Here is a 22,530-nt window from a genome sequence, read left to right as displayed (position 1 = left end):
CGGGGATGGGTTAGCATAGCGAATCTATCTAGGCACACCCGATGAAGCGAGAATCTCACGAATTCTATTCGTGAGAGTGTCAATTTAGGCAGACCAATTGGGGAAATCCAGCGAAACCATTGTTGGTTTGTATGAACAAAATCGATCGGACGGGGCGATCGCTGTTGGCGATTTTTCTCGTACCATGGCTGATATGCTGAGGCTGTCGATTGCGCATGGATAAAGAGCGTTCCAAACATTTCGAGTTCAACCTAACCGGATGCGGCATTTACCTGTTGGGGTTTGTCCTGGGAATTTTCATCCTGCGGACTGCCGTCCAAACAGTGGAACAATTGTGGCAGGCAACGGTGACCTTTGCCATACAACTGGCATCTGTGTCGTTGGTGGTGGCAGTGGCGATCGCGATTGCATGGGTGGGGTGGCGCTGGTACTCCCATCGCCAGCAGCGTCAAGAACAGTTGCAAGCCGCGTTTAGCCATTTGGTCGCTCTCAACCAGGGACGCATTTCGGTGTTGGAACTGGCGTTGCAAGCTAATGCCACCAGCGAACAAGCCAAAGCCTATTTGGACCGGCAAGCCCAGGAATTCACCGCCAACTTTGAAGTGGACGATCGCGGGGAAATTGCTTATTTATTTGCTTGGAGTACGCCGGAATCCCCTGGGAAACCAGAATCCCCCCCAGCGTCTAACAACAGCCAAATCAGTTGCTCCCATGTTTCTGAATTGCATCAAGCGGCCCTTTCCCGGCGACTACAAGTGAGTCCCAGCACCATCAGCCAGCGGAAAAACAAGTCAGATTTTGCTGTTTGGTCCCAACAAAAAGACCCAGCCGGCATTGCCTGGACCTACTGCAGCGAAACCAAAAAATTCTACCCACAAACCTAAGCACCAAAAAAATAGGGATTGGCAAGAGTCAATCCCTTTCTATTCCCTCGTGGGTGGCTTGCGCCCATCTGGCAAATCAATAGGCATGACGTCTGACCGTACCATCAGCATAGAGTTCCATGGGGATCAAGCGCAGTTTGCCATTGATTTTGATTTTGGAATAGACAATTTTTTGGAAAGGAATGTTGGTGTTGGGTTTGTAGTATGTCATGGCTAATTTCCTCCGAAAAGGGAAAAATTAAAAACATTAGCAAAAATAAATAGGCAAAAGAGTAGGGAGAAGGTAAAATTTAGATAGAAATCAAAAAACGATTTGAGAAAATTCTTTATTTCTTTTTCTCTATATTTATAGTGTGCCCCTTTTTAGGGGGAAGTACCGCGATCGCCGTCTCAATTTCGTGCGATCTTTGAGCAACAATGCGGTGATAATAGGCAAAGAGTAAGGTGACACCTATCACCTGCGTACGTCGGTTTTTCCCAGCCAACCGGAAAAAATTGTCATGAACCAGATCCATTCCCACTCCCAAGATTTACAAGCCACCCTCAACGCGATCGCCGAACAGTTGCAGGCACTTGCCGCCGACCATCAAGACAACCCCCAACAGTTGCTAGCTATTCTTCGCACCTTGGAGAAAACCCACCAGGAAATTCGCGATCGCTGGTTTCAACACGCCTTGCCAGACAACCGTCAAGATTTCTATACCTTATTACAAGATATTGAAGCCAACGGCGGCTGGCCCTACATCGAACGCATGCGCCTGCAAGCCTTGCTAGCCAGACTAGAAAACAACCCCCTAGACCCAGACTAGGTAGCAGTTTCCCTCCCCAGCAAAATTCTCCATTGGCTCAACAACTGCCCACCCGATCGAGTAAAATGGTCAGAGGTAGTCAAACCATCGGGCAGACCTACCGACCGACGGACCGCATATTTATTCAGAATCGAGGCTAAGGCATGGCTAGAGAAACTGCAGCAACCCCGGAAAAACAGAAAGCGCTTAACTCGGTCTTAAACCTCATCGAACGCAATTTTGGCAAAGGGTCCATCATGCGTTTGGGGGATGCCGCCAAAATGAAAGTGGAGACCATCCCCAGTGGTGCCTTGACCCTGGATTTGGCCCTTGGCGGTGGCTTGCCAAAAGGCCGTGTCATTGAGATTTACGGTCCCGAAAGTTCTGGAAAAACTACCCTGGCTCTCCATGCGATCGCGGAAGTCCAAAAAACCGGGGGAATTGCTGCCTTTGTAGACGCAGAACACGCACTCGACCCTTCCTACGCTGCTGATGTAGGGGTTGATATTGAAAATCTCCTCATTTCCCAACCCGACACGGGGGAAATGGCCCTGGAAATTGTCGATCAGCTGGTACGTTCGGTGGCGGTGGACATTGTCGTCATCGACTCGGTAGCGGCATTGGTTCCCCGTTCCGAAATTGAAGGGGAAATGGGAACTACTCAGGTGGGTTCTCAAGCCAGGTTGATGAGCCATGCACTGCGCAAAATTACCGGCAACATCGGCAAATCTGCCTGTACGGTGATTTTCTTAAACCAACTACGCCAAAAAATTGGCGTTACCTACGGTTCTCCAGAAACCACCACCGGCGGTCAAGCACTGAAATTCTACTGTTCCGCACGTTTGGACATTCGCCGCATCCAGACCTTGAAAAAAGGTTCCGACGAATACGGCATCCGTGCCAAAGTCAAGGTAGCGAAGAACAAAGTGGCCCCACCTTTCCGGGTGGCAGAATTCGACATTATCTTCGGCAAAGGCATCTCCACCGTTGGTTGCTTGTTGGATCTGGCAGAAGAAACCGGCATTATCAAACGCCGCGGTTCCTGGTACAGCTACGACGGCGATAATATTGCTCAAGGTCGAGATAACACCGTAGAGTACATCGAAAGCCATCCAGACATGTTGGAGAAAGTTCGCCAGCAAGTCCGGGAAAAACTGGAACTGGGTGCGGTGGTATCGTCGAATTCAGTCGCCGGTCAGAAAAGCGACGATAGCAACAGTAACGGTAGCGACGACGACAGCAGTGCAGAAACCGAGTCAGAATAAGTTCAAACGCTGTCGTTGACTTCCAGTTCCCCCTGGGTCAAAATCTTACTAATGTCCAGAATGGCCATCATTTTGTCTTGGTAAGGAGCTGTTCCCCGCAAATATTCATCGCGTGTGGTATGAACTGCCGCTGGAATCGGATCGATATCGGTAGGATAAACGTGGGTGATATCAAAAACTTCATCCACGGTCATACCCGCGACAATGTCTTCCACTTGTAAAACCACGGCTTTTTCCAGCGATCGCTTTTGGGAAAGGTCGAGGTTGAGCACTTCCCGCAGGTCGAATAGAGTGACAATTTCCCCGCGCAAATTCATGTTTCCCACCACCCATTGCGGACAGCAGGGAATAGGAGTTACCTGTAAAATATCGGTAAACTCCCGCACCATCTGCAAGTCGATCCCAAAATATTCCCCGTTCAACCCCACCACCGCCAGAGAAATGAAACCGCTCAAATCCTGACTTTCAGTGGTTTGCATGAGAGCTTCCGCTCGTTCGCGGAAAATAGAACGTTCGCTTTCGCTGGCATGGGGACAAAACAGACGCCCCTGGTCTGGCATATCTTGTTCTTCCAATTCGGTTTCGGTTGGCATTTCGGTACCTGGAGGGAGTTTTTCCGAGTAGCGAATGAGCGGTTCGCAAGCCAGTAAAATAATAATGCTGGTACCAATTCTAGCAAACCCCGAAATGAAATTATGGGTATGTGCTTGGAAGTCCCGACCGTAAGAAATTTCGCTGCTGATATCTTGGGGATCTATATTTTGAATTTCTTGGAGATCGTCTACAATAATTCCCATTTGCACGTCTTGCCATTGGATGACAACGACGCGATCGCTGAGTTGGTAAGGACGGCTTTTATACCCAAAACGCCGGTTCAAATCCATCACCGGCAAAATCTTCCCCCGCAGGTTGAGAACCCCAGCAATATCGGGAGGCGCTTCCGCAATCGGCGTTAGTTCTGGCAGCGAGAAAATTTCCTGTACGGCGGTAGCTTCAATGCCGTAGGTAGAATTATACAGTTCAAAAATGAGATAGGGAATGGGTTCCATAATCTCGCTCTCCTCGACTGTTCGTAGCATGGCTAGGGAATCCCTATGCTAACAAGGATACCCTGTTTCCTGGTCCTTCGGGGAGGTAAAAGAAAATGCGATCGCGATCGATTGAAGAGGTTTCTAAGAAAGCATCAAGTCGTTGACACCCATACACAAGCTGAGCTAGATTAAGATCGCATTTCCTATCTTTAAGCGGTCACGCGATCCAGCATCTCGCTAGCATTGACCATTGAAAAGAAAAGTCCCAAATTTGCAAGAAATAATCAGTGTATGGTTGTAGGAGGCGCAACGCGTGAGTAGGGGCGCTTCGCGAAGCGCCCTTACTCACTCACGCGTTGAGACCCTACCAGGTCAATTAGAAACTCCCAGAAAATTCTTGTTTTTCAGAAAAGGTATCATATGAAGCAATTCCTATTCTCAGAAAAAATCAAACGGCTGGCAGCATATGAGTATGCTCCTGTCCCCTTGCCTTGGTTTCTCGCGCAAGAAGTAGGTAAAAACAAGATTGCCAGTCAGATTCATCGTATTTTTCTCCAAGAATCTGCCACAGATAGACAATTTGGTGGCCGCAAACCAGTGCGAAAGCTTAAATATATAATTTATATAGCGCTTTTTACCGTTTTTTGGCCCGTACTTTCCGGGATTCGCGCCAGCGAGTACCTAAACAAAAATGGCAATTACGTTCAAACCTACCATCAAATAAACTTATGGATGCAATGGTTGCAGAGTTTTTATTTATCTGCCTTCTACAACATCCATCCCGATTCTTACTATAAATTCCGGCTTTGGGAACCTGCCAATAGGAAAAAAATAGCGCTCTACATTCAAGACTATAAAATCAAGACCCTCTTACCCTATCTCAATCGCAATATTGATGTAGAGCAAGTCCGCGATAAAGTTAGATTTTTTGAAGCCGCTTCTGTAGCCGGTCTTCCTATTATTCCCATCATTGCCAAATTGGATTCGTTCGGCAAAATTAAGTGGTACAACCCAGAAGAAAAGTTCCCGCAAAAAAATTTATTTATTAAATATACCAACTTATATTGCGGACAAGGTGCCGAGTATTGGGAATATGTTGAAGCAAATAAGTGGAAGTCTGGAGATCTTATGTTCGATGGTGCACATCTCGTAGAACATTGCTTGCAAAAAGCACAATATAAAACAGTTATCGTTCAACTAAATATCCAAAACCATCCCAGCGTAGCAAATTTCAGCCAAGGAGGACTTTGTACATTACGCGCCATCACCTATAAATTACCTTCCCAGCCGGCAAAAAGCCTCATTTCAAGTTGGCGGATGCCTAGAGGAGAGGAAAAAACCGATAATTTTGCAGGTGGTGGTCTGGTTGCTGGCGTATCCAACGAGGGGATCTTAACAGCGGCAGTCGCTAAAGATATTCGGTTGGGATCTTTTACAAACCATCCCGATACCAATGCTCAAATTCAAGGCACACAATTGCCCAGGTTTCAAGACATGGTAAACTTGGCTTTGAAAGCTCACGAATGCTTCCAAAAACCTTGTTTTATTGGTTGGGATATTGCACTCACTATGGATGGTCCGACGATTGTAGAAGCAAATACCACTTGGGGAACAGAATCTATAGAAATGCCTCACAGGCGTCCGCTGATGGAAACAGAATTTGGCGAAATCTATTGCCGTGCTTTAGAGCAAATGGAAGCTTAAAAGCAGCAGAAGACGCGATCGCTGCCATCTGTGAAAAAAAATAACACGCTTAAATTGTCCCGAATCTCCGGTAGAAGCGCTTCGTGAATCGTCCTCACTACAAGCAAAGTTTCAGAAAATCCATCCCATAGTTTTTTGCAGTTTTTTTAGACACACCACAAGTTTACCGAGCCTGGTTCGTCTTTTTTATTTGTAAAACTTATGTCCCATCAGCGAAGTTGGTATGCTATACAGTATACGTGAATACAAATTTTGTCATGATTTCATAAACGCTCCCAGCCGAAGCAAATAACTATTAGAAAACCAGAGATTGGCTATGCAGAACCAACAAACTTTGCAGATTCTTCCTGACGACAGCAATAACTCCAGTCGAGAAATTAACGTTGACTTTCTAGTCAATAACAAAAGCTACAAAATCTTCTTTCGCAGCTATAGGGAGCCGATTTTGACGGAAAACTACGAAGCTTTTGTCGCCACTGGTCTATTGCCTGCTATGAAAGTAGGCACAAATCAGTTAATTGCCAAAGGAGAAATTAGCGCTAAGTTTTTGTCAAACTTATCTACAATTCAAGATATCTACTGCGTATGGAATCCTGCGTTTCATCGAGTAGACGTTGAAAATATCAAATCGGTTTCCAAACCTGCTGCAACCGAACCAAGGGTAGGTACATTTTTCTCGGGAGGCGTGGATTCCTTCTATACCTTTTTAAAGCGCCAATCCGAAATTACCGACCTAATTTTAGTGCATGGTTTGGATATGCAACTGCAAGACTGCACTTTGAGGGAAAAAACCTCAGAAAAACTGCGGGAAGTGGCTGCAAACTTTGGTAAAAATCTTATAGAGATAGAAACCAATATACGCGAACTCCTCAATCGATATGTTGATTGGCGGGATTTTGGTCATGGCGCGACTCTAGCTGCAATTGGTCACCTACTATTTCCCCACTTTCAACGTATTTTTATTCCTGCCTCCCACACATATGCGGAATTGTTTCCCTGCGGAACCCATCTGGTTTTAGATCCACTGTGGAGTTCCGAGTCTCTGGAATTTGTTCATGACGGCTGCGAAGCGACGCGAGTAGAAAAAATTGCACTCATCGCCAAATACGATATTGCCTTGCAAAGTTTAAGAGTTTGTTGGAGAAATCCCAATAGTTCTTACAATTGTGGTCGTTGCGAAAAATGTCTGATGACCATGGTTGCTTTAAAAGCCAATAATGCCCTCAGCCGCTGTACAACCTTTGAGGAAACGTTAAATATCAAACACATTTCTAAACTGATTTCAGATAATGCCAATACACGTCCTTTTATCCAAGAAAATTTGCAAGCTCTGCGAACCAATAAAACCGATCTCCAGTTAGAAAAAGCTTTACAGAGCCTTCTCAACGAACCTATGTTTTCTCGTAAAATGAGAAGAAGTTGGCGAACCTTTACCGCCAAGTTGCAATCTAAATTAGCTAAGCTTTTGCTGATAGCGAAGAGAGGTTAGAATAGGGAATTTTGACTTCATTAGGGTGCATGGCTCCAGTTGATGTTCTCTGCTATAAAATCTTTCTACCATTTTCTTAACAATACGCAAGAGATAATAGGACATTTTTATAGGGGCACTTCACGAATTGTCAGCCTCTACCAGGGGAATTGGAAAATTTCAAACAATCGTTGTTTTTCAGAAATGCTAGAATAGCGAAAAAATGGCGTAGAGAAGTTGAATCGTATGAAAATTAACCTAGAGAATAGGATACCAATATTGCTGCCATTGAACGCTAGAACGCCCATTGTAGATAAACGTTCTTTATGAGTGACGTACCCATACTAACGAAAGAAATCGCTATTCTGCTGTTATTGCTGGTCGCCTGTCTGGGAGCTGTTTCCTTCAAACGCCTAAACTTTCCCTACACTGTGGGCTTGGTTATCGTCGGTTTATTTTTGGGATTGTTGGACTATAGCGGCTCGCCTCTGGAGTCGCTGCGTGCTTTAACACTTTCTCCTGATATAATTTTATATATTTTCGTGCCGCCACTTATCTTTGAGTCAGCCTTAAATCTGGATAACAAAGTTCTGCTACAAACTTTAACTCCGTCGCTGACTTTAGCTGGACCCGGATTGTTGCTGGCTACGGGGTTCATTGGTATATCTTTGTCTTGGGTGACTCCGCTTTCCCTAGGGCAAGCATTGCTGTTTGGTGCTTTGATTTCTGCTACTGACCCCGTTGCCACGATCGCTTTGTTTAAGGAATTGGGGGTGCCCCGACGGCTGACCATGTTCGTGGAAGGGGAAAGTATGCTCAACGATGCCACTGCCATTGTTCTATTTGACCTGATTTTGGTTGCGATCGCGAGTGGGGAAGTTGGTGCCAATACTGTAGAGAAAGCCTCCCTAGATGTTTTTACAACTTTATTTGGTGGCATCGTAGTTGGCGTTTTGGTAGCTACTGTCATGCGATGGGCGATCGCCGTAGCCGCCGACGATTATGCCATTCAAACCACCGTTTCCGCCATCATTGCCTACACCGCTTTTCTCACCGCCGAGCACTATCTGGAATTTTCTGGCGTTATTGCCGTAGTTAGTGCTGGTTTGATGGTAGGTCGCTATAGCGAATATCATCTCAAGCCTGATATCCGCAAATACATATACGAATTTTGGGAATATGCCGCCTTTATCGCCAACAGCCTCATTTTCTTGTTGGTGGGTCTAACCACCACCGGATTTCTTGGGAATATCAACGGCAATGACACAACGGTCTGGATCTCCATTGGCTGGGCGATCGCCATTGCGATTTTAGCGCGGGGGGCGATCGTATTTTCCCTGATTCCCTTGGTTAACCTATTCCAGAAAACAGCTCCCATTCACTGGCGTTTTCAGTTAGTGAGTTTTTGGGGAGGATTGCGCGGTGCGATCGCATTGGCACTGGCACTGAGTTTGAGCAGCGATTTTGCCCACCAAGAACTGATTATCTCCATGACCTTGGGAGTGGTTTTGTTTACCATCTTAGTCGAAGGTTCCACCACCAGCCAGTTGGTTCGCCTTCTCGGTCTCGACCGCCTTTCTATCCGGGAAGAACTGGCGCAATCGCAAGCGCGGGTATTTGCCAAAAAAGAAGCCATGCAGTTGCTTGACAAACTGGAAAACCAAAGACTGCTTTCCCCTGCCATTCTCAACTGCTTTCAAGAGCAATACCAACAAAGTTGCCAGCAAGCGGAACAATCCCTAGAACGTTTTTGGGAAAGTTTGCGAGAACAACCCACCCAAATGCGCCAGTTGTTTTGGTTGCAAGCGCTACAAATCGAACACCATGCTTATCGGGAATTGCACGATGAAGGTTTGATTTCGGGGTTGGTCTTAAAAAAATTGAGCCTCATGATGAACTGGAAAGGCGATAGCGTGCTTGCCAACCAAATTCCACCGCGGGTAGCGAAAACCAAAATGTTGGAAAATATGTGGGAGAAATTCCTTTTAAACCGCTTGCTGGTTTGGATTCCCAAACGGTACTGGTTGCAGAAACACCGCCTGCACGAGCTGACCGTTCGCTATGAATATTATGCCGCGATCGCGTATGTTTCGCAAAAAGTGATTAAAACCATCAAAAAATTGGCGCGGGAACAAGCTGTAGACGAAATTATTGCCTCCGAATGCATTGAATTTTACCAAAACAATGGCAAAGCGGCTTTTGAATGGATTGATAGTTTCGTCCAAGAACGCCCGGAACTCGCTTTTCCCATGCAAAGACAAGTGCTCCAACGGGCACTTGCCTTGCGGGAGTCAGAAACCATTGCCTATTTAGCCCATAAAGGAATCATCCCAGAAAGTGCCCTCGCTAAAATTCGCCAACAAATTCTCAGTTTTTAGATGACATTTACATAGCATTGAGCATTTGCTTGACTTCGGAAATGACAGCCTTGACAGCGATGCCTTCTTCGGGATAAAAAATAGAATCTTCGGGCAATTTTTCCAGCAGTCTCAAAGCATTTTCTAGCATTTTTCGGGCACGAATTAAATCGTTTTCTGCCTGATAAATAGACCCTAAATGCAAATAGGCAGAAATGGATTCTGGGTCTAAATACAGCACCCGCTTGAAAAACGATTTTGCTACTTCTAAATTGCCTTTTTCTGCTGCAATTTGGGCTAAAATATGGTAGGGTTGGGCAGCGTTGGCATCAATATCGAGGGCGAGCTGGCAGTAATAATTGGCACGATTGTACTCCCCCAAGTTGGCATGAGCCTGGGCAATTAAGGTATGTGCGGGCAATCGATAAATCGTATCTTCTAGGTAGGCTTCGGCTTTGGCAATCGCTTGACGATAGTAGCCCTGCTGCAGCAATGTTTCGGCTTGGGAAAATTGCGTTTGGGCAGCTGAAGTGGTTTGGGAATTTTCTGGTGTCGATACTGTTGTTTTTGGATGTTGTTGGGAGAGGGGTTGGCGGTGGGGCGTGTTTTTTTTAGGAAGAGAACGCTTGGGAACGGAACGCGGGTGGGAAGGAGGCTGCCACTGAACAAAAGAGACACTTGGTGGTGGCAGTGGCGGCGCAGATGTCTCCGGTGTGGGCGTTTCGCAGCGTTGGTAGGCAATGGATTCGGGGAAAATCCGTACCCGAAAAGGAGATAAATCCTGTCCGTATAGTTCTGTATGGGCGGTGAGCAAATAGCCCCGCTCTCGCAAAGTATTGTAGAATTTTTTTAAAACCGAACCAATGGCTTCTGGTTGGAAATAAATAAATACATTGCGACACAAAATTAGATCCATTTGCGAAGCGTAACTGGCGGGGTCTCCCAAGCGATCGCGGACCAAATTGCCGTAGCGAAAGGTCACCAAATTGCGAATTTTATCATCCAATTTCCAGCCAGTTTGTTGGTAATGAAAGTAGCGTTTTTGCAGTCGTTCGGAAGTGAGTCGAAAGGACCAATCCCCATAAATTCCTATTTTCGCTTTTTGCAGAACATTTTGATTGATATCCGTTCCCAAAACCAACAAGTCCCAATTTGGTAAATCCGGTAGCAATTCCCAAAGCAAAATCGCCAAAGAATAAGGTTCCTCGCCACCAGCACAGCCAGCACTCCACAAGCGCAAAGAAGGTCTGCTGCTTCCCTCTTGTTGCTGTTGGGCGCGCCGCCAAGCAATCAACTGGGGTAAAATTTTCTCCCGCAGCAGGGCAAACTGACCGCGATCGCGAAAAAAATAACTTTCTGTATTGGTGAGCAACTGTGCTAGAATACGCCATTCGTTTTGGGCTGGTGAGTTGCCCTCTGCCGTTAAAGCACTTTCCTGCAAAAATTGATAGTACTGCGATGCAGAAGTCAGATTTAAAATCCGCATCCGCTGTTCGATAATTTGCCGCACAACCTGTTGGTCTTTTTCGCGAACGTACAACCCCGTACGCTTGGCAATCAGTTGAATAAAATCTTGGAGAAAATCCATCATCAAGTTTCAATTGTTCGGTGAAAATAGCGTAATTTTCTAAAAATTGCGACTGGCAAAGTTATAGCGATCGCTGCGGTAGCTACAATGATTTTTGACAATTATCGCAATGCCCGCAACGAAAGGAACGCGCCGCCTCAACGAAACCAAACGCACGCAACAAAAACTGCCAGCGACATTGGCAGGTGGTTAAATACTGCTGCATTTCGCGCACTGCCTTTTCTTGGGAAGATTGACTCCCACCGGCTGCTTGATGAATTTGGTAGCGAAACGGGTCTTTCCAGCTTAACCTACCGCCAGCATGCAGCAAAGAAAGCGCAATGGGAGCTTGGCGGAATTGTTGGGCCACAGTATCCACATGGCCAGTAGCGGGAATTTTTGGCACCAATTGTTGGGCAAAACGGTACTGTTCCCGCTGCCGTTCGGTGAAAAACCGACGCCTTTGTTTGTCTTCCGGATCTAAAAGTCCGGTGGGTTCGCTTATCAAAGTGAGAGCGCGGGCGGGTTTGCCATCTCGACCAGCACGACCCACTTCCTGAACGTATTCCGAAAGCAAAATGGGGGCGTGGAAGTGAACCACCCAACGTACATCAGGCTTGTTGATTCCCATACCAAAAGCCGAAGTACAAACCACAAACTGAATTTTCCCCGCAATCCAATCGTTTTCCAACTGCCGCCGCTTTTGGGGGCTTAAACCAGCGTGGTAGCCTGCCGTGGCAAATCCCAACTGCGACAGCCAAGCAGCCAAATTTTCGCTGTCTTTGCGGCTGCGAACGTAAACCAGCCCCGAAGCCCCGCGATGCTGGCGAATGTGCCGTAGCAAGCGTTGTTTTCTGCCCCGGGGAGTCCAGGCGATTTGGACTTGTAAGTGCAAATTGTCTCGATAGGGATTGAGGAGAAATGCCTGGGGTTGTTGCAGCTGCAAGACTTGGCGAATGGTGGTTTGGGCTTGGGGATTGGCAGTGGCGGTAAACGCAGCGATCGCGATGGGATGGTTGGTTGGTTTCTGTTGCTGCAACGCCGGTCGGACAGCCCCCAAACGTCGGTAGGCCGGACGAAAGGTATCCCCCCACTGGACTAAACAGTGGGCTTCGTCTAAAATTAAGCCATTGATGGGTAAGTCCCTTTGGCATAATTGCTGCCAAACGGGCTGGCTGAGTAGGGTTTCTGGAGACAGGTACAGCAACCGCAATTGATTTTTGGCTAGCAAAGACAGGGTTCGGCGTTTTTGCTGGCGCGGCAGTTCGCTGTGGAGGGAAGCTGCTGGCAGTCGTTTCTCGCGCAGTTCCTCTACTTGGTTTTCCATTAAAGCAACCAGTGGCGATACCACTAGGGTCAACCCGGTTTTCAGCAAAGCCGGCAGCTGGAAACAAATAGATTTGCCACCGCCAGTGGGCATGACCACCAGTGCGTCTTCCCCGCTACTCAAGCAGCGGACAATTTCTCCTTGGGGAGGGCGAAAGTCATGGTATCCCCAAATGCGTTTGAGTTGCGATCGCAGTTGCGACAGGTCGGGCTGGTTCATATAAATCCTCGATATGTTTGGAAGCCCTGTCGCTTGAGCGCAGGAAGGAACAACGAACGGCGACTTTAGTCGCCTTCCCCAACAAGGGGGAGAACGAAAAGAGGTACAGTTTACGTTCTTTCCGGTTCTAGCCGGAATCGCCTACCTTGTACGCCGTAAGGTTCGCCTCGCTAATGTTATCGGTCGGTACGATTGGAGGCAGCACCGTTTTCCCCCTGGTCCAACTGTTTAACTGCTCGGTTTTAGAGTATGGGACTGGCGTCGCCTCCCAAGGTAGGAAAAGGTAGGAACTTGAACACTTGCCGATAACGTAGCCCTCAAAGGGCTGAGGCTGGTCAGCTACCTAAAGATAACAGGCACGAAGCCCCGTCTCTCTACTATGGGGTGCTGACGGTGGAAGCAAAGTTGGTTGGTTAAGGGGATTTCTCCTTTCTATTGTAGGATTTTCTATGGAAATTATTGCCCATCGCGGCTATAGTGCGATCGCACCGGAAAATACCATACCTGCTTTTACCGCTGCTGTAGAAGCGGCCGCGGATTCGGTAGAATTGGACGTACAAGTGACTGCTGACGGGGTACCGGTGGCTTTTCACGACCGCCATACCGCCCGCGTTACCCAAATGCCGGGAACTATTCGGGAAAGAACCTGGCAGCAGCTACAATCGTTGGATGTGGGGGCTTGGTTCGATCCTCGCTTTGCTGGTACCACTATTCCTAGTTTGGCGGCTGTCTTGCCGGTGGTGGCACAAGTTCCCCAGTCGATCTATCTAGATGTGAAACCCTACTGGGATTGGCAAGAAAAAGAAGTCCGACAGCTGGCAATGTTGTTGCGGGAGGTGGGGATCGAACAACGGTGTATTGTCTATTGCGACAACCAGCGGTTCGTACAGCAGTGGCAACAGTTACAGACGCGCACTATGATGGGGTCTATTGTGACTTCTGTGGATGGGTTTCTTTCCCGACTGACAGAGGCAACGGCTGGGGAGGTTTTGATTAGCGAATATCGGGTTTTGCTGGCTAAACCGGATTTGGTGGCTATGGCTAGAAACCGAGAAATGGATGTGGTGGCTTGGACGGTGGATAGCCATCAAGAGTGGGAACAATTGAAGGCAATGGGCATATCGCGGATTGTCACCAATGTTCCTGGAGATATTGGGTTGTAGGTGATGACGGAAATTGTAGCAGCGGCTGAATATGTTTGTCGGGAGAAGGTGAATGTATACGACGGTCCGCACAGCCTTTCGGTGGCCACGCAAGCGTCTGCCGGTCGCCATTTGCAAGTTCTGGCGGTACAGACAGAAGCGATCGCTATTCGTTTGTGCGAAGATGAGTATCCCGGCTGGGTGAAACGACAGGACCTATCTCTGTTGGAACCAGCTCAGGTTTGCTACCAACCGGTTTCGCGATCGCCTGCCGAGATCCAGCAACGCTTGCCCCAGGCGATCCAGTATGCCAAACAAGCCATGCAGGTGCCCAATCAATACGTTTGGGGGGGGACGGTACCTCCCAATTACGACTGTTCCGGGTTGATGCAAGCGGCTTTTGCTGCGGCTGGGATTTGGATTCCTCGGGATGCTTACCAACAGGAAGCGTTCTGCGAAACTATTGGATGGGAAAACGCACGGCCGGGGGATTTGGTGTTTTTTAGCGATGGCGATCGCATCGACCACGTAGGATTGTATTTGGGAGAGGGATCCTACATCCACAGTTCTTCCCCCAAACACGGCAACGATGGTATTGCCATCAACCGGTTGCAGGAAACCGCCAATGTGGTAGAACGATATTACTACCAACGCTGGCACAGTATGGGTCGCGTTGCCCACAGCTACCAGCCGCTCAACTGCGAAAAAAAATCAATCAAACAACCACCTCCATAAATGGAAGTGGTTGGGATGGGTTAACTTAAGGTTTTTAGAAATTGCTGCAATGGTTTACAAGGCAGAACCGACGCCAACGTAAGAACCATAGAAGAAAATACCGACAACGGCGATTACGCCGAGTCCGGCAATCGTCGCCACAAGCCACAGGGGAATTTTACCGTTTTGAAACACAGTCATTACCTCTCAACACTTGATTTGATTAAAACGTTCTTGAAAGCAGAACTAGACCTAGCCTAGCCCAAGGTAGGGGAAGCGAGACGGAAACCGTCCCATAGAACGGACCATGGGCGATCGCCGCTCGCTGGTAACAAATCTTGCTAAACTTCTACCGCAAAACCGGTACGACCGCAACCGAAACAGCGGCCTTTTTTAGTTGAAGAAATAGCTGGAAAACAGGATACCAAGAACGAAAATTAACAACAAGCCCAGGTACAAAGACGTACGATTTAACTCAACGGGTTGATTGTTGGGGTTGGTATTGCGCTGTGGCATGGTTCCTCCTAGCGTTGAATGAACTGCATGGCGGCAATAGCGCCTAGGAAAAATACGGTGGGAATCGCCAGGGTGTGAACGGCTACCCAGCGAATGGTGAAAATGGGATAGGAAACGGGTTCGTTAACGTTGCGGTTGGTCATGGGACTATCGCTCCTTTTTGGTCGCTATTTTTTACCAGTGAATTTGTCAAGTTCTTCTTTGGTGTTAAAGCGATCGCTAACAATCGGCAATTCCAAACGTTCTTGGGTATAATATTCGTCCGGACGCGGCGTCCCAAAAGCGTCGTAAGCCAAGCCAGTGCTGACAAACAGCCAACCGGCAATGAACAAAGCCGGGATGGTGATGCTATGAATCACCCAATAACGAACGCTGGTAATAATGTCAGAAAACGGACGTTCGCCAGTGGTGCCTGACATAAGCATTTCCTCCTAGAAACGACAACAACAACGAAATGGCAAAAACTCCATTCTCTATGATATAGAATGAAGGCAATTTTTGACGGGCGCAGGTATACTTACTGGAAGCGGATTTGCTGGTTATCCCGTCGGCGCGATCGCTTGCGATCCGGCATATTTTAACAAAATGCCCCGCTGACCGATAACAAATCCAGTTTCGGGGCTGAAGAACTTCACCCGATAGAAATTTGCCGGAATTTTTTCTACATCGCGGTCTTTGTACCAATTTTTACCGCGATCGGGACTGTAAAGCAACTGGGCGCTGCCCCCAGCCACCCAAAGCTCTTGGTCGGTACGGTAGGCTAAATCCAACAATCCCCAACTGGTGGCAAACTCCGGATACATGGGTTCGGTCCACTCTTCGGGGTTGTCAGCCTTGGTCAGCTGTACCTGGCCGCCGCGCGCGAGCAACCACAAATGACCTTGGGGGTCGTATCCCATATTTTGCAAGCGTCGGGACGTATTGCGCTGAAAAGATTGCCATTCATCCTGACCCGGTTCCCAGGTGGAATAGAAATTGCCGCGGGAGGAAACCGCCACGTACCCACCATCGGGAGAACGGGAAATATTGCGCATCACCCCCGCCGCATCTTGTACCATGGCTTTCCAGTTTTGACCGCCATCTTCCGTGCGATAGATAGCACCAACGGTGGTGGTCATTTCTGCCTGGTTGCTTCCCAAAGCCACAATGGTACGCGGTTCCCCGGGAAGTTCCGCGCTGATGGTAATGCGCGACCAAGTTTCACCGCCATCTTCGGTATGCAAGATGACAGCCGGTTCGCCGACCACCCAACCTTCATCGCCAGCAAAACTGACTGAAGACAAGCGTACCTGCTCCCGTTGCGGTAAGTCTAGTTGCTGTTCTTGCCAGGTTTGCCCCCCATCATCGCTTTTGAGTAGGGTTCCTTGGCTCCCTACCAGCCAACCGTGTTGCAGGTCGTCGGCAAAGGTGATATCCAGCAAATTGCTTTCTGTGGGGAGTTCGATAACTTGCCAGGGATTTTCGTCCAAACTCGGAACGCTACTGCAACCAGCGATCGCTAGCAGCACCACGCAAAATGTTAAAAGTTGTTTCCAACCTCGTACGATCGAACTCATAATTAAAGATCAAAGGCGCTAGTGTTAAGATGTATGCTTGCGATTTTGCCCTTCGCTGCCTGGCAACGAAAAGCAGAAAATCAATTCTACTCAAGGCCGTAAAAACTCATCAAGAAGAGAAAGCCCAAAATTAAAGCCCCGAAAATCAGGAGGTTCTTTTGTCCCGGGGTGAGGGTGTTCACGCCGAAACCGTAGTTAAAGTTTTCTCGGAATCCCGAGGCTTTCCCCACGGGGCCTTTATTTTCAAATCGCATTTTGCCAGCACCGCAGACCGGACACCGCCAAGAAGTCGGTAAGTCTTTAAAGTCGGTGCCAGGGGCAACCTTGCCTTTGCTGTCTCCTTTGGCGGGTTCGTAAATATAGCCACAAGAGAGACACTCGTACCGGTCGAGTTCTGTTGGGTCAACAGGTGGGCTACTCATGTTCGGTGACAAAATTTAATATTCTCTATCAATAATATTAGAAAAGTTGAGCGACCGGAAAAAGATTTATTGGCAAATTCGGTCACACCAGGGGTCTCAAGAAAAGATTTTATCGCGATCGCCTAGAACCTGGCTGCGTATAGATCCCAATATCTTTATAATGTAAAGATGTAAATAGGTAGTTACAAACCCTTGTCGTAGGAATTATTGCCCGTGTTTGCATTAAGTGGATACGAATACTTTCTTGGCTTTCTGATGATCTGCAGCCTGATTCCAGCTATTGCCCTGGGAGCTTCTTGGTTGCTGCGACCCAAACCCAAAGGCATCGAACGGACGATTACCTATGAATGCGGCATGGAACCGTTCGGCGGTGCCTGGATTCAGTTCAACATTCGTTACTACATGTTTGCCCTGGTTTTCGTCGTGTTCGACGTGGAAACCGTTTTTCTGTATCCCTGGGCGGTGGCCTTCAATCAACTCGGTTTGTTGGCTTTTATCGAAGCCCTCATCTTTATCACCATTTTAGTCGTGGCACTAGTCTACGCCTGGCGTAAAGGAGCATTACAATGGTCATGAACGAAAATCCTGCCACCGAACAAGAACAAAAAGAGAAAATTCTCAATCCGCCCCAACGCCCGGAAGTCACCCAAGAACTTACTGAAAACGTCGTACTTACCACCCTAGAAGACCTGCACAACTGGGCACGTTTGTCAAGCCTTTGGCCGATGATGTACGGCACGGCTTGCTGCTTCATCGAGTTTGCCGCTATGATTGGCTCTCGGTTCGATTTCGACCGCTTCGGTCTGGTCCCGCGCAACAGCCCCCGGCAAGCCGACTTATTGATTACCTCGGGAACCATTACCATGAAAATGGCCCCGGCTGTGGTCCGGTTGTACGAACAAATGCCCGACCCCAAATACGTTATGGCTATGGGGGCTTGCACGATTACCGGTGGGATGTTTAGCGTTGACTCTACCACGGCGGTTCGTGGTGTAGATAAGTTGATTCCGGTGGATGTTTATATTCCTGGATGTCCTCCCCGTCCGGAGGCTATCATGGATGCGATCGTGAAGCTGCGCAAAAAGGTCAGCAACGAATCCACCCAGGAACGGGGACAAATCCAACCCAGCCACCGCTACTACACCCGACCCCATCAAATGAAAGCTGTATCTCCGATTTTGACCGGAGAATACCTGCGCACCCCCGAACGGCAAGCCCCTCCGAAAGAACTGACCGAAGCGATGGGAATGCCCGTACCACCTGCGTTAAAAGCATCGCAAAAGGAGGAGTCCTCTCGTGGCTGAAGAAACCAACCAACCCCAGACCACCGAACAAGAACAGTCGGTGGTGGAAGCTGGTCCGGTATCCCAGTGGCTTTCCGAAAACGGCTTCCAACATACTTCCCTGGAAAGAGACCACAGCGGTGTGGAACTGATTCGGGTGGAAAAAGATTATTTAATCCCCATTGCCACCGCTTTGTATGCCTACGGTTTTAACTACCTGCAATGCCAGGGAGGTTACGATACCGGACCGGGAGGCGAACTGGTTAGCTTTTACCACTTAATCAAAGTCCAAGACGATGTTACCCAACCGGAAGAAGTACGGGTAAAGGTCTTCCTGCCCCGGGAAGATCCGCGGGTTCCTTCCGTTTACTGGATTTGGAAATCTGCGGACTGGCAAGAACGGGAAAGCTACGACATGTACGGGATTATCTACGAGGGGCATCCGAATTTGAAACGGTTGCTGATGCCAGAAGACTGGGTCGGCTGGCCCCTACGGAAGGATTATATTTCTCCCGACTTCTACGAACTGCAAGACGCTTACTAAAGCGTGGGAGCATGGGAGCATCGAGGGATGGGAATATTGCCATTCTCTCCGACTCCCAACTCCCATCAATCCTGAATATTGGGACAAATTGTGCGACTGGCCCGTTCTGGCGGGGGATTTTCTTGCCAGCCAGACAGTAAATTGGTCAATTGCTGCCGCAATCGTTGCAAAGCGGCCATTTGTTGGTCGATAGCTTCTAGTTTTTGTTCTAAATGTTGCTTGATTTCACCGCAGGGAAGTTCGCCGCGGTCGTATACTTGTAGAATTTCTGTAATTTCTTTGAGACTCAATCCTAACGATTGTGCTTGTTTGATAAATGCCAACCGTTGCAATACTTGTGGGTGAAAGAGGCGATAGCGAGCGGGCGATCGCCAAACGGTCGGCACCAGCAATCCCAACTGTTCGTAGTAGCGGATGGTTTTAATGGAAATACCGCTTTGTCGGGAAACTTCTCCAATCTTCAAAAAGTCTCGATCGCTTCCCACAGCAGAATCAGCCATACAAAAATTATCCCACCTAACAGCTTAACGGCGTCCTTTGGGAGCAGGTTTGGGTGTTGGTTTTAACGTAGGTAACTGGCTTTGCGGCGACTCCGGCAGAAAATACGCCGGCGATCGCAGCGGAATGGCTTGAGGACGCCGCTGCCACTTCCACCAACGCCACACCAACGCCACCGCCACCACACTCGCTCCAAACGTGGCTAGCGACCAGCTTTCGCCAATTCCCCCAATCGCCACATCCATGACGCCAGCTACAATCAAGAAACTGGAGATGGGTTCTTTTTTATAAACGGATTTCCAAAATCGAGTCAAGGGAACACCAAGCATGGCTCACGGAAAATCTTCGAGCAGTTTCCATTCTCTCCCATTATACCCGGAATCGCCTCCCCGGCACCGGGTCATGTTTTCCTCGCCCATGTTTTTCGGGCTGGTCGAGCGAACGGCACGGCCTGACCCCTGATAGGGCGGTTTAACCGTTAACAGCAGGGAGACCAACACCGAAAGCATTTGTAGGTACCACGATCCTAAAAACCTAGCCCCAAAGGGCGAAGGGCTGTTCAGCTACCTGAAGCTGGAGGCATGAAGCCCCCGTGCTTCAACCGGGGAGGCTGACCTTCTACATTCAATCATGGGTACAAAATAGCGAACAAATGCCTATCTACGATTCTATCGTACCCAAAATTGTCCTTGCTTGCGAACTACCAGCGAACCTACCATGCCCAGCGATCGCTCGGCTCGAATTGCCGTTCCCACTAACAATCCCCAAGACCCCGATTTCATCGTCCCCACCGGGGGAGAATTCGATGGCGTTGTCCCTATCGGCAGCGACGGCAACATCAACTGTACCGGGAGTTTGCTAACCACCGGTCGCCACCTCCTTACCGCCGCACACTGTTTTAACTTCCAGCAACCAACCCCCAACTTATCTCCCAATCCCAATAACTATAGCGTTTATTTTGATGTGCCCACCGGTCGGATAACCGCCAGCATCGCTGATATTGTGGTACATCCCCAGTGGCAAAATGACGATAGCTTCAACAACGATATTGCGATTATCGAACTGGCAACCACTGCCCCAGAAACCGCCAATCGCTACAGCATTTATACGCAATTTGACGAAGTGGGTCGGGTTATGCAAAGGGTGGGATACGGCATCGCTGGAACCGGAGAAACTGGCGAAGGGAGCGATCGCACGGCGGTCAAACGCATGGGATGGAACCGCTACGATGCCTTGGCAGATTGGTTGAATGTGGAACCAGATATCAATATCGTTCCCGGTACCCAACTGGCGTACGATTTTGACGATGGCACCCCGGAACACGACGCCATAGGTAGGGAATTTGGCATTCACGATTGGGGATTGCCAGAGCGGGAAGTAGGTAGCAGCCGCGGCGATTCCGGCGGACCTTCTTTTATCGACGGCCAAATTGCCGGTATTGTCTCCTCGGGTTGGTCTTCCAGCATTCCGGGGGTGGATGTAACCAATGAAAACGACACGAGTTTTGGGGAAATTTTTACCGATACGCGGGTTTCTGCTTATGCCGGTTTTATCGGTCGAACCATTGCCAATTCCCTGGCTGGCGATGACGTGTTGGCAGGCACCAACCGCGACGATATTCTCAATGGGAATCAAGGCAGCGATCGCTTGTTGGGATGGGCTGGCAACGATACCCTATTTGGTGGTCGGGGAACCGATCGTTTGGAAGCTGCTAGTGGCCACGATATTCTCAACGGCAATCTAGAGAACGATTTTCTAACAGGCGGTAACGGGAACGATTGGCTGTTTGGCGGCCAGCAAGCAGATTCCCTAGAAGCAGGGTTGGGAAACGATACCCTCAGCGGCGATTTAGGAAAGGATACGTTACTGGGGGGTGGGGGAGAGGATGTGTTTTGGCTGCGCACGGCGGCGGCAACCAACAATCCCCAACAAAGCGATCGCATTGAAGACTTTTTGCCTGGTAGCGATCGCATTGGCTTCGATACCCCTATTTCTCTATCTAGCGATATTCGCATGCAAACCGGCACCCTGGACAATTCCCCGGGGACATTTTTGCAATCCAGCCACGGCCATCTCATTTTTGGTTTTGTCCCTGGCCTCTCCCCCGACCAACTTGCAGGAACTTTTACCCACGTTGCCATACCATAAATCGGTATTTTGCCAACATCAATTAGCCAGCAGACAAGATACACTAAAGATAACCAACTTTTCTCGAAAACCTTCCCTCATCAAGCTTGCAAGGCACAGCATAGCGAAATATCGTCAATGTCTAATAAGATGCAATTACAAAAATTTCAAAGCCGGCAACCGGCTCGCAAAACCCAAAAACAGAGCGGATATCAATTTTTAGATGCCGCTTTGGGTATGATATCGACCAGAAGCTTTCCCGCCATTGTGGGAACCGCCGATATGATGGTGAAGTCTGCTGGCGTGACCTTAGTCGGCTACGAACAGATTGGTGGGGGATACTGTACGGCGATCGTACGGGGAAAAATCGGAGATATTCGCCTGGCGGTAGAAGAAGGTGCCAAAGTGGCCGAACAATTCGGTCAGTTGGTGGCCAAATCGGTGATTGCACGACCAATGCCCAATTTAGAGGCGGTTTTTCCTTTGGGGAGCAATTTGCTGCAATACATGCAACACCCATCGGGATACAGTCGCGTGAGCAACGAGGCGATTGGCCTGGTGGAAACTCGGGGATTTCCGGCGATGGTCGGTGCCTGCGATGCGATGTTGAAATCTGCAGATGTGTGGCTGTCTGCTTACGAAACTATTGGCGATGGCTTGTGTACGGCGATTATCCGCGGTTCCGTTTCGGATGTGGCGGTGGCTGTGGAAGCTGGCATGCACGAAGCGGAAAGAATTGGCGATTTGAATGCGGTGATGGTGATTCCCCGGCCGTTGGACGATTTGGAACAAACCCTGCCGATGGCCAGTTGTTGGCTGGAAGCGGAAGTAGAAGAACAGCAACAACCAGCTCAACCGGTGGTACAGCTGCGTTCTGCCGACAAATCTCCTGCTCCAGAACCCGAGAAACAAGAGCAAACGGAAACCGAAACCGAATCGGAACCGGTGAAATTGCCGGAGTTAGATAAGTTAAAAATCAAACAAGAGGAAACCGATACTGAAACTCGGGATGGCCAGGAAAGCTAGCGTTGACTACTCCGCTGTTTGCGGGTTAAGTTTTCCTCGCCAATGTGATTTCGGCTTTTTGCGTCCGCCGCACTGGTTTTTGTCAATCACCT

The 22,530-nt window shown here is 48.7% G+C and carries 25 protein-coding genes; 13 read left to right on the top strand and 12 right to left on the bottom strand.

What is annotated here, in order from left to right:
• Positions 1 to 215: 215 nt before the first annotated feature.
• Positions 216 to 884, top strand: coding sequence for a hypothetical protein (locus tag AS151_RS05535; RefSeq protein WP_071516056.1), 669 nt, complete (start codon positions 216 to 218; stop codon positions 882 to 884).
• Between the two features lie 76 nt (positions 885 to 960).
• On the opposite strand, the gene AS151_RS23035 is transcribed toward AS151_RS05535, so the two are convergent.
• Positions 961 to 1,095, bottom strand: coding sequence for a hypothetical protein (locus tag AS151_RS23035; RefSeq protein ID WP_275527971.1), 135 nt, complete (start codon positions 1,093 to 1,095; stop codon positions 961 to 963).
• Positions 1,096 to 1,384: 289 nt separating this feature from the next.
• Between AS151_RS23035 and AS151_RS05530 the strand changes: the two genes are divergently transcribed.
• Both AS151_RS05530 and recA read left to right on the top strand, forming a co-directional pair.
• Positions 1,385 to 1,693, top strand: a complete 309-nt coding sequence (locus AS151_RS05530; protein ID WP_071516055.1) for a hypothetical protein — start codon at positions 1,385 to 1,387, stop codon at positions 1,691 to 1,693.
• Between the two features lie 143 nt (positions 1,694 to 1,836).
• Positions 1,837 to 2,937, top strand: a complete 1,101-nt coding sequence (gene recA, locus AS151_RS05525) for a recombinase RecA (protein ID WP_071516054.1) — start codon at positions 1,837 to 1,839, stop codon at positions 2,935 to 2,937.
• 2 nt (positions 2,938 to 2,939) lie between these two features.
• On the opposite strand, the gene AS151_RS05520 is transcribed toward recA, so the two are convergent.
• Positions 2,940 to 4,016, bottom strand: coding sequence for a chemotaxis protein CheW (locus AS151_RS05520; protein ID WP_244532903.1), 1,077 nt, complete (start codon positions 4,014 to 4,016; stop codon positions 2,940 to 2,942).
• Between the two features lie 372 nt (positions 4,017 to 4,388).
• On the opposite strand from AS151_RS05520, the gene AS151_RS05515 reads away from it, so the two are divergent.
• From AS151_RS05515 to AS151_RS05505, 3 genes are all read left to right on the top strand, one after another.
• Positions 4,389 to 5,672, top strand: a complete 1,284-nt coding sequence (locus tag AS151_RS05515; protein ID WP_071516052.1) for a sugar-transfer associated ATP-grasp domain-containing protein — start codon at positions 4,389 to 4,391, stop codon at positions 5,670 to 5,672.
• Positions 5,673 to 5,988: 316 nt separating this feature from the next.
• Positions 5,989 to 7,161, top strand: a complete 1,173-nt coding sequence (locus AS151_RS05510) for a hypothetical protein (RefSeq protein WP_071516051.1) — start codon at positions 5,989 to 5,991, stop codon at positions 7,159 to 7,161.
• A gap of 305 nt (positions 7,162 to 7,466) precedes the next feature.
• Complete coding sequence (locus AS151_RS05505; protein ID WP_071516050.1) at positions 7,467 to 9,518, top strand: sodium:proton antiporter; 2,052 nt, start codon at positions 7,467 to 7,469, stop codon at positions 9,516 to 9,518.
• Positions 9,519 to 9,525: 7 nt separating this feature from the next.
• Here the strand turns inward: AS151_RS05505 and AS151_RS05500 are convergent, their stop codons facing one another.
• Positions 9,526 to 11,088 carry a protein-glutamate O-methyltransferase CheR gene (locus AS151_RS05500; protein WP_071516049.1) on the bottom strand — a complete coding sequence of 521 codons (1,563 nt, stop codon included), beginning with the start codon at positions 11,086 to 11,088 and terminating at the stop codon, positions 9,526 to 9,528.
• Positions 11,089 to 11,167: 79 nt separating this feature from the next.
• Entirely contained in the window at positions 11,168 to 12,610 is a 1,443-nt protein-coding gene (locus AS151_RS05495) for a RecQ family ATP-dependent DNA helicase (RefSeq protein ID WP_071516048.1), read from the bottom strand.
• Between the two features lie 449 nt (positions 12,611 to 13,059).
• On the opposite strand from AS151_RS05495, the gene AS151_RS05490 reads away from it, so the two are divergent.
• Positions 13,060 to 13,773 (top strand): glycerophosphodiester phosphodiesterase family protein, encoded by a 714-nt coding sequence (locus tag AS151_RS05490; protein WP_071516047.1) that lies wholly within the window; start codon positions 13,060 to 13,062, stop codon positions 13,771 to 13,773.
• A 3-nt stretch (positions 13,774 to 13,776) separates the two neighbouring features.
• On the top strand, positions 13,777 to 14,487 hold the full coding sequence (locus AS151_RS05485) for a C40 family peptidase (RefSeq protein WP_071516046.1): 711 nt from the start codon (positions 13,777 to 13,779) through the stop codon (positions 14,485 to 14,487).
• A 54-nt stretch (positions 14,488 to 14,541) separates the two neighbouring features.
• On the opposite strand, the gene AS151_RS20645 is transcribed toward AS151_RS05485, so the two are convergent.
• The 6 genes from AS151_RS20645 to AS151_RS05460 form a co-directional block, all read right to left on the bottom strand.
• Positions 14,542 to 14,661 (bottom strand): photosystem II reaction center protein J, encoded by a 120-nt coding sequence (locus AS151_RS20645; protein ID WP_170861325.1) that lies wholly within the window; start codon positions 14,659 to 14,661, stop codon positions 14,542 to 14,544.
• A 198-nt stretch (positions 14,662 to 14,859) separates the two neighbouring features.
• The gene (locus AS151_RS05480; RefSeq protein ID WP_071516045.1) at positions 14,860 to 14,982 is read right to left on the bottom strand and encodes a photosystem II reaction center protein L; all 123 of its coding nucleotides are present in this window, start codon (positions 14,980 to 14,982) and stop codon (positions 14,860 to 14,862) included.
• Between the two features lie 8 nt (positions 14,983 to 14,990).
• The gene (gene psbF, locus AS151_RS05475) at positions 14,991 to 15,125 is read right to left on the bottom strand and encodes a cytochrome b559 subunit beta (RefSeq protein ID WP_071516044.1); all 135 of its coding nucleotides are present in this window, start codon (positions 15,123 to 15,125) and stop codon (positions 14,991 to 14,993) included.
• A 24-nt stretch (positions 15,126 to 15,149) separates the two neighbouring features.
• Positions 15,150 to 15,401 (bottom strand): cytochrome b559 subunit alpha, encoded by a 252-nt coding sequence (psbE, locus tag AS151_RS05470; protein ID WP_071516043.1) that lies wholly within the window; start codon positions 15,399 to 15,401, stop codon positions 15,150 to 15,152.
• A gap of 120 nt (positions 15,402 to 15,521) precedes the next feature.
• The gene (locus AS151_RS05465) at positions 15,522 to 16,538 is read right to left on the bottom strand and encodes a photosynthesis system II assembly factor Ycf48 (RefSeq protein ID WP_071516042.1); all 1,017 of its coding nucleotides are present in this window, start codon (positions 16,536 to 16,538) and stop codon (positions 15,522 to 15,524) included.
• A gap of 86 nt (positions 16,539 to 16,624) precedes the next feature.
• Complete coding sequence (locus AS151_RS05460) at positions 16,625 to 16,960, bottom strand: rubredoxin (protein WP_071516041.1); 336 nt, start codon at positions 16,958 to 16,960, stop codon at positions 16,625 to 16,627.
• 213 nt (positions 16,961 to 17,173) lie between these two features.
• Here AS151_RS05460 and ndhC point away from each other — a divergent pair, with 213 nt between their 5' ends.
• Genes ndhC through AS151_RS05445 form a run of 3 tightly spaced genes read left to right on the top strand, consistent with a single transcriptional unit; the run spans position 17,174 to position 18,787 of the window.
• Positions 17,174 to 17,536 carry a photosynthetic/respiratory NAD(P)H-quinone oxidoreductase subunit C gene (gene ndhC / locus AS151_RS05455; protein WP_071516040.1) on the top strand — a complete coding sequence of 121 codons (363 nt, stop codon included), beginning with the start codon at positions 17,174 to 17,176 and terminating at the stop codon, positions 17,534 to 17,536.
• Positions 17,533 to 18,264 (top strand): NADH-quinone oxidoreductase subunit NuoB, encoded by a 732-nt coding sequence (nuoB, locus tag AS151_RS05450; protein WP_071516039.1) that lies wholly within the window; start codon positions 17,533 to 17,535, stop codon positions 18,262 to 18,264. The genes ndhC and nuoB overlap by 4 nt, the downstream gene beginning before the upstream one ends.
• Complete coding sequence (locus AS151_RS05445) at positions 18,257 to 18,787, top strand: NAD(P)H-quinone oxidoreductase subunit J (RefSeq protein WP_071516038.1); 531 nt, start codon at positions 18,257 to 18,259, stop codon at positions 18,785 to 18,787. Before nuoB ends, AS151_RS05445 begins: the two co-directional genes overlap by 8 nt.
• Before the next feature lie 65 nt (positions 18,788 to 18,852).
• Here the strand turns inward: AS151_RS05445 and AS151_RS05440 are convergent, their stop codons facing one another.
• Both AS151_RS05440 and AS151_RS05435 read right to left on the bottom strand, forming a co-directional pair.
• Entirely contained in the window at positions 18,853 to 19,287 is a 435-nt protein-coding gene (locus AS151_RS05440) for a heavy metal-responsive transcriptional regulator (protein ID WP_071516037.1), read from the bottom strand.
• Between the two features lie 24 nt (positions 19,288 to 19,311).
• Positions 19,312 to 19,599 (bottom strand): hypothetical protein, encoded by a 288-nt coding sequence (locus AS151_RS05435; protein ID WP_244532902.1) that lies wholly within the window; start codon positions 19,597 to 19,599, stop codon positions 19,312 to 19,314.
• 379 nt (positions 19,600 to 19,978) lie between these two features.
• Between AS151_RS05435 and AS151_RS05430 the strand changes: the two genes are divergently transcribed.
• Positions 19,979 to 21,433: a trypsin-like serine protease gene (locus AS151_RS05430; RefSeq protein WP_211517536.1), complete on the top strand. Its 1,455-nt coding sequence runs from the start codon at positions 19,979 to 19,981 to the stop codon at positions 21,431 to 21,433.
• Positions 21,434 to 21,550: 117 nt separating this feature from the next.
• Positions 21,551 to 22,438: a BMC domain-containing protein gene (locus AS151_RS05425; RefSeq protein WP_084639420.1), complete on the top strand. Its 888-nt coding sequence runs from the start codon at positions 21,551 to 21,553 to the stop codon at positions 22,436 to 22,438.
• Positions 22,439 to 22,530 lie beyond the last annotated feature (92 nt).

This window comes from Geitlerinema sp. PCC 9228 (genome assembly GCF_001870905.1).
GTDB lineage: Bacteria > Cyanobacteriota > Cyanobacteriia > Cyanobacteriales > PCC-9228 > PCC-9228.
The sequence above is the reverse complement of the archived record's forward strand: the minus strand, read 5'-3'. Positions and strand labels throughout refer to the sequence as shown.

Bases quoted from the DNA above. Each gene is read 5' to 3' on its own strand.
- psbE (WP_071516043.1), bottom strand. From the start codon at position 15,401: ATGTCAGGCACCACTGGCGAACGTCCGTTTTCTGACATTATTACCAGC.
- AS151_RS05510 (WP_071516051.1), top strand. From the start codon at position 5,989: ATGCAGAACCAACAAACTTTGCAGATTCTTCCTGACGACAGCAATAAC.
- recA (WP_071516054.1), top strand. From the start codon at position 1,837: ATGGCTAGAGAAACTGCAGCAACCCCGGAAAAACAGAAAGCGCTTAAC.
- AS151_RS05440 (WP_071516037.1), bottom strand. From the start codon at position 19,287: ATGGCTGATTCTGCTGTGGGAAGCGATCGAGACTTTTTGAAGATTGGA.
- AS151_RS05480 (WP_071516045.1), bottom strand. From the start codon at position 14,982: ATGCCACAGCGCAATACCAACCCCAACAATCAACCCGTTGAGTTAAAT.
- AS151_RS05530 (WP_071516055.1), top strand. From the start codon at position 1,385: ATGAACCAGATCCATTCCCACTCCCAAGATTTACAAGCCACCCTCAAC.
- psbF (WP_071516044.1), bottom strand. From the start codon at position 15,125: ATGACCAACCGCAACGTTAACGAACCCGTTTCCTATCCCATTTTCACC.
- nuoB (WP_071516039.1), top strand. From the start codon at position 17,533: ATGAACGAAAATCCTGCCACCGAACAAGAACAAAAAGAGAAAATTCTC.
- AS151_RS05490 (WP_071516047.1), top strand. From the start codon at position 13,060: ATGGAAATTATTGCCCATCGCGGCTATAGTGCGATCGCACCGGAAAAT.
- AS151_RS23035 (WP_275527971.1), bottom strand. From the start codon at position 1,095: ATGACATACTACAAACCCAACACCAACATTCCTTTCCAAAAAATTGTC.
- AS151_RS05520 (WP_244532903.1), bottom strand. From the start codon at position 4,016: ATGCTACGAACAGTCGAGGAGAGCGAGATTATGGAACCCATTCCCTAT.
- AS151_RS05465 (WP_071516042.1), bottom strand. From the start codon at position 16,538: ATGAGTTCGATCGTACGAGGTTGGAAACAACTTTTAACATTTTGCGTG.
- AS151_RS05500 (WP_071516049.1), bottom strand. From the start codon at position 11,088: ATGATGGATTTTCTCCAAGATTTTATTCAACTGATTGCCAAGCGTACG.
- AS151_RS05535 (WP_071516056.1), top strand. From the start codon at position 216: ATGGATAAAGAGCGTTCCAAACATTTCGAGTTCAACCTAACCGGATGC.
- AS151_RS05495 (WP_071516048.1), bottom strand. From the start codon at position 12,610: ATGAACCAGCCCGACCTGTCGCAACTGCGATCGCAACTCAAACGCATT.
- AS151_RS05425 (WP_084639420.1), top strand. From the start codon at position 21,551: ATGTCTAATAAGATGCAATTACAAAAATTTCAAAGCCGGCAACCGGCT.
- AS151_RS05460 (WP_071516041.1), bottom strand. From the start codon at position 16,960: ATGAGTAGCCCACCTGTTGACCCAACAGAACTCGACCGGTACGAGTGT.
- AS151_RS05485 (WP_071516046.1), top strand. From the start codon at position 13,777: ATGACGGAAATTGTAGCAGCGGCTGAATATGTTTGTCGGGAGAAGGTG.
- AS151_RS05515 (WP_071516052.1), top strand. From the start codon at position 4,389: ATGAAGCAATTCCTATTCTCAGAAAAAATCAAACGGCTGGCAGCATAT.
- AS151_RS05505 (WP_071516050.1), top strand. From the start codon at position 7,467: ATGAGTGACGTACCCATACTAACGAAAGAAATCGCTATTCTGCTGTTA.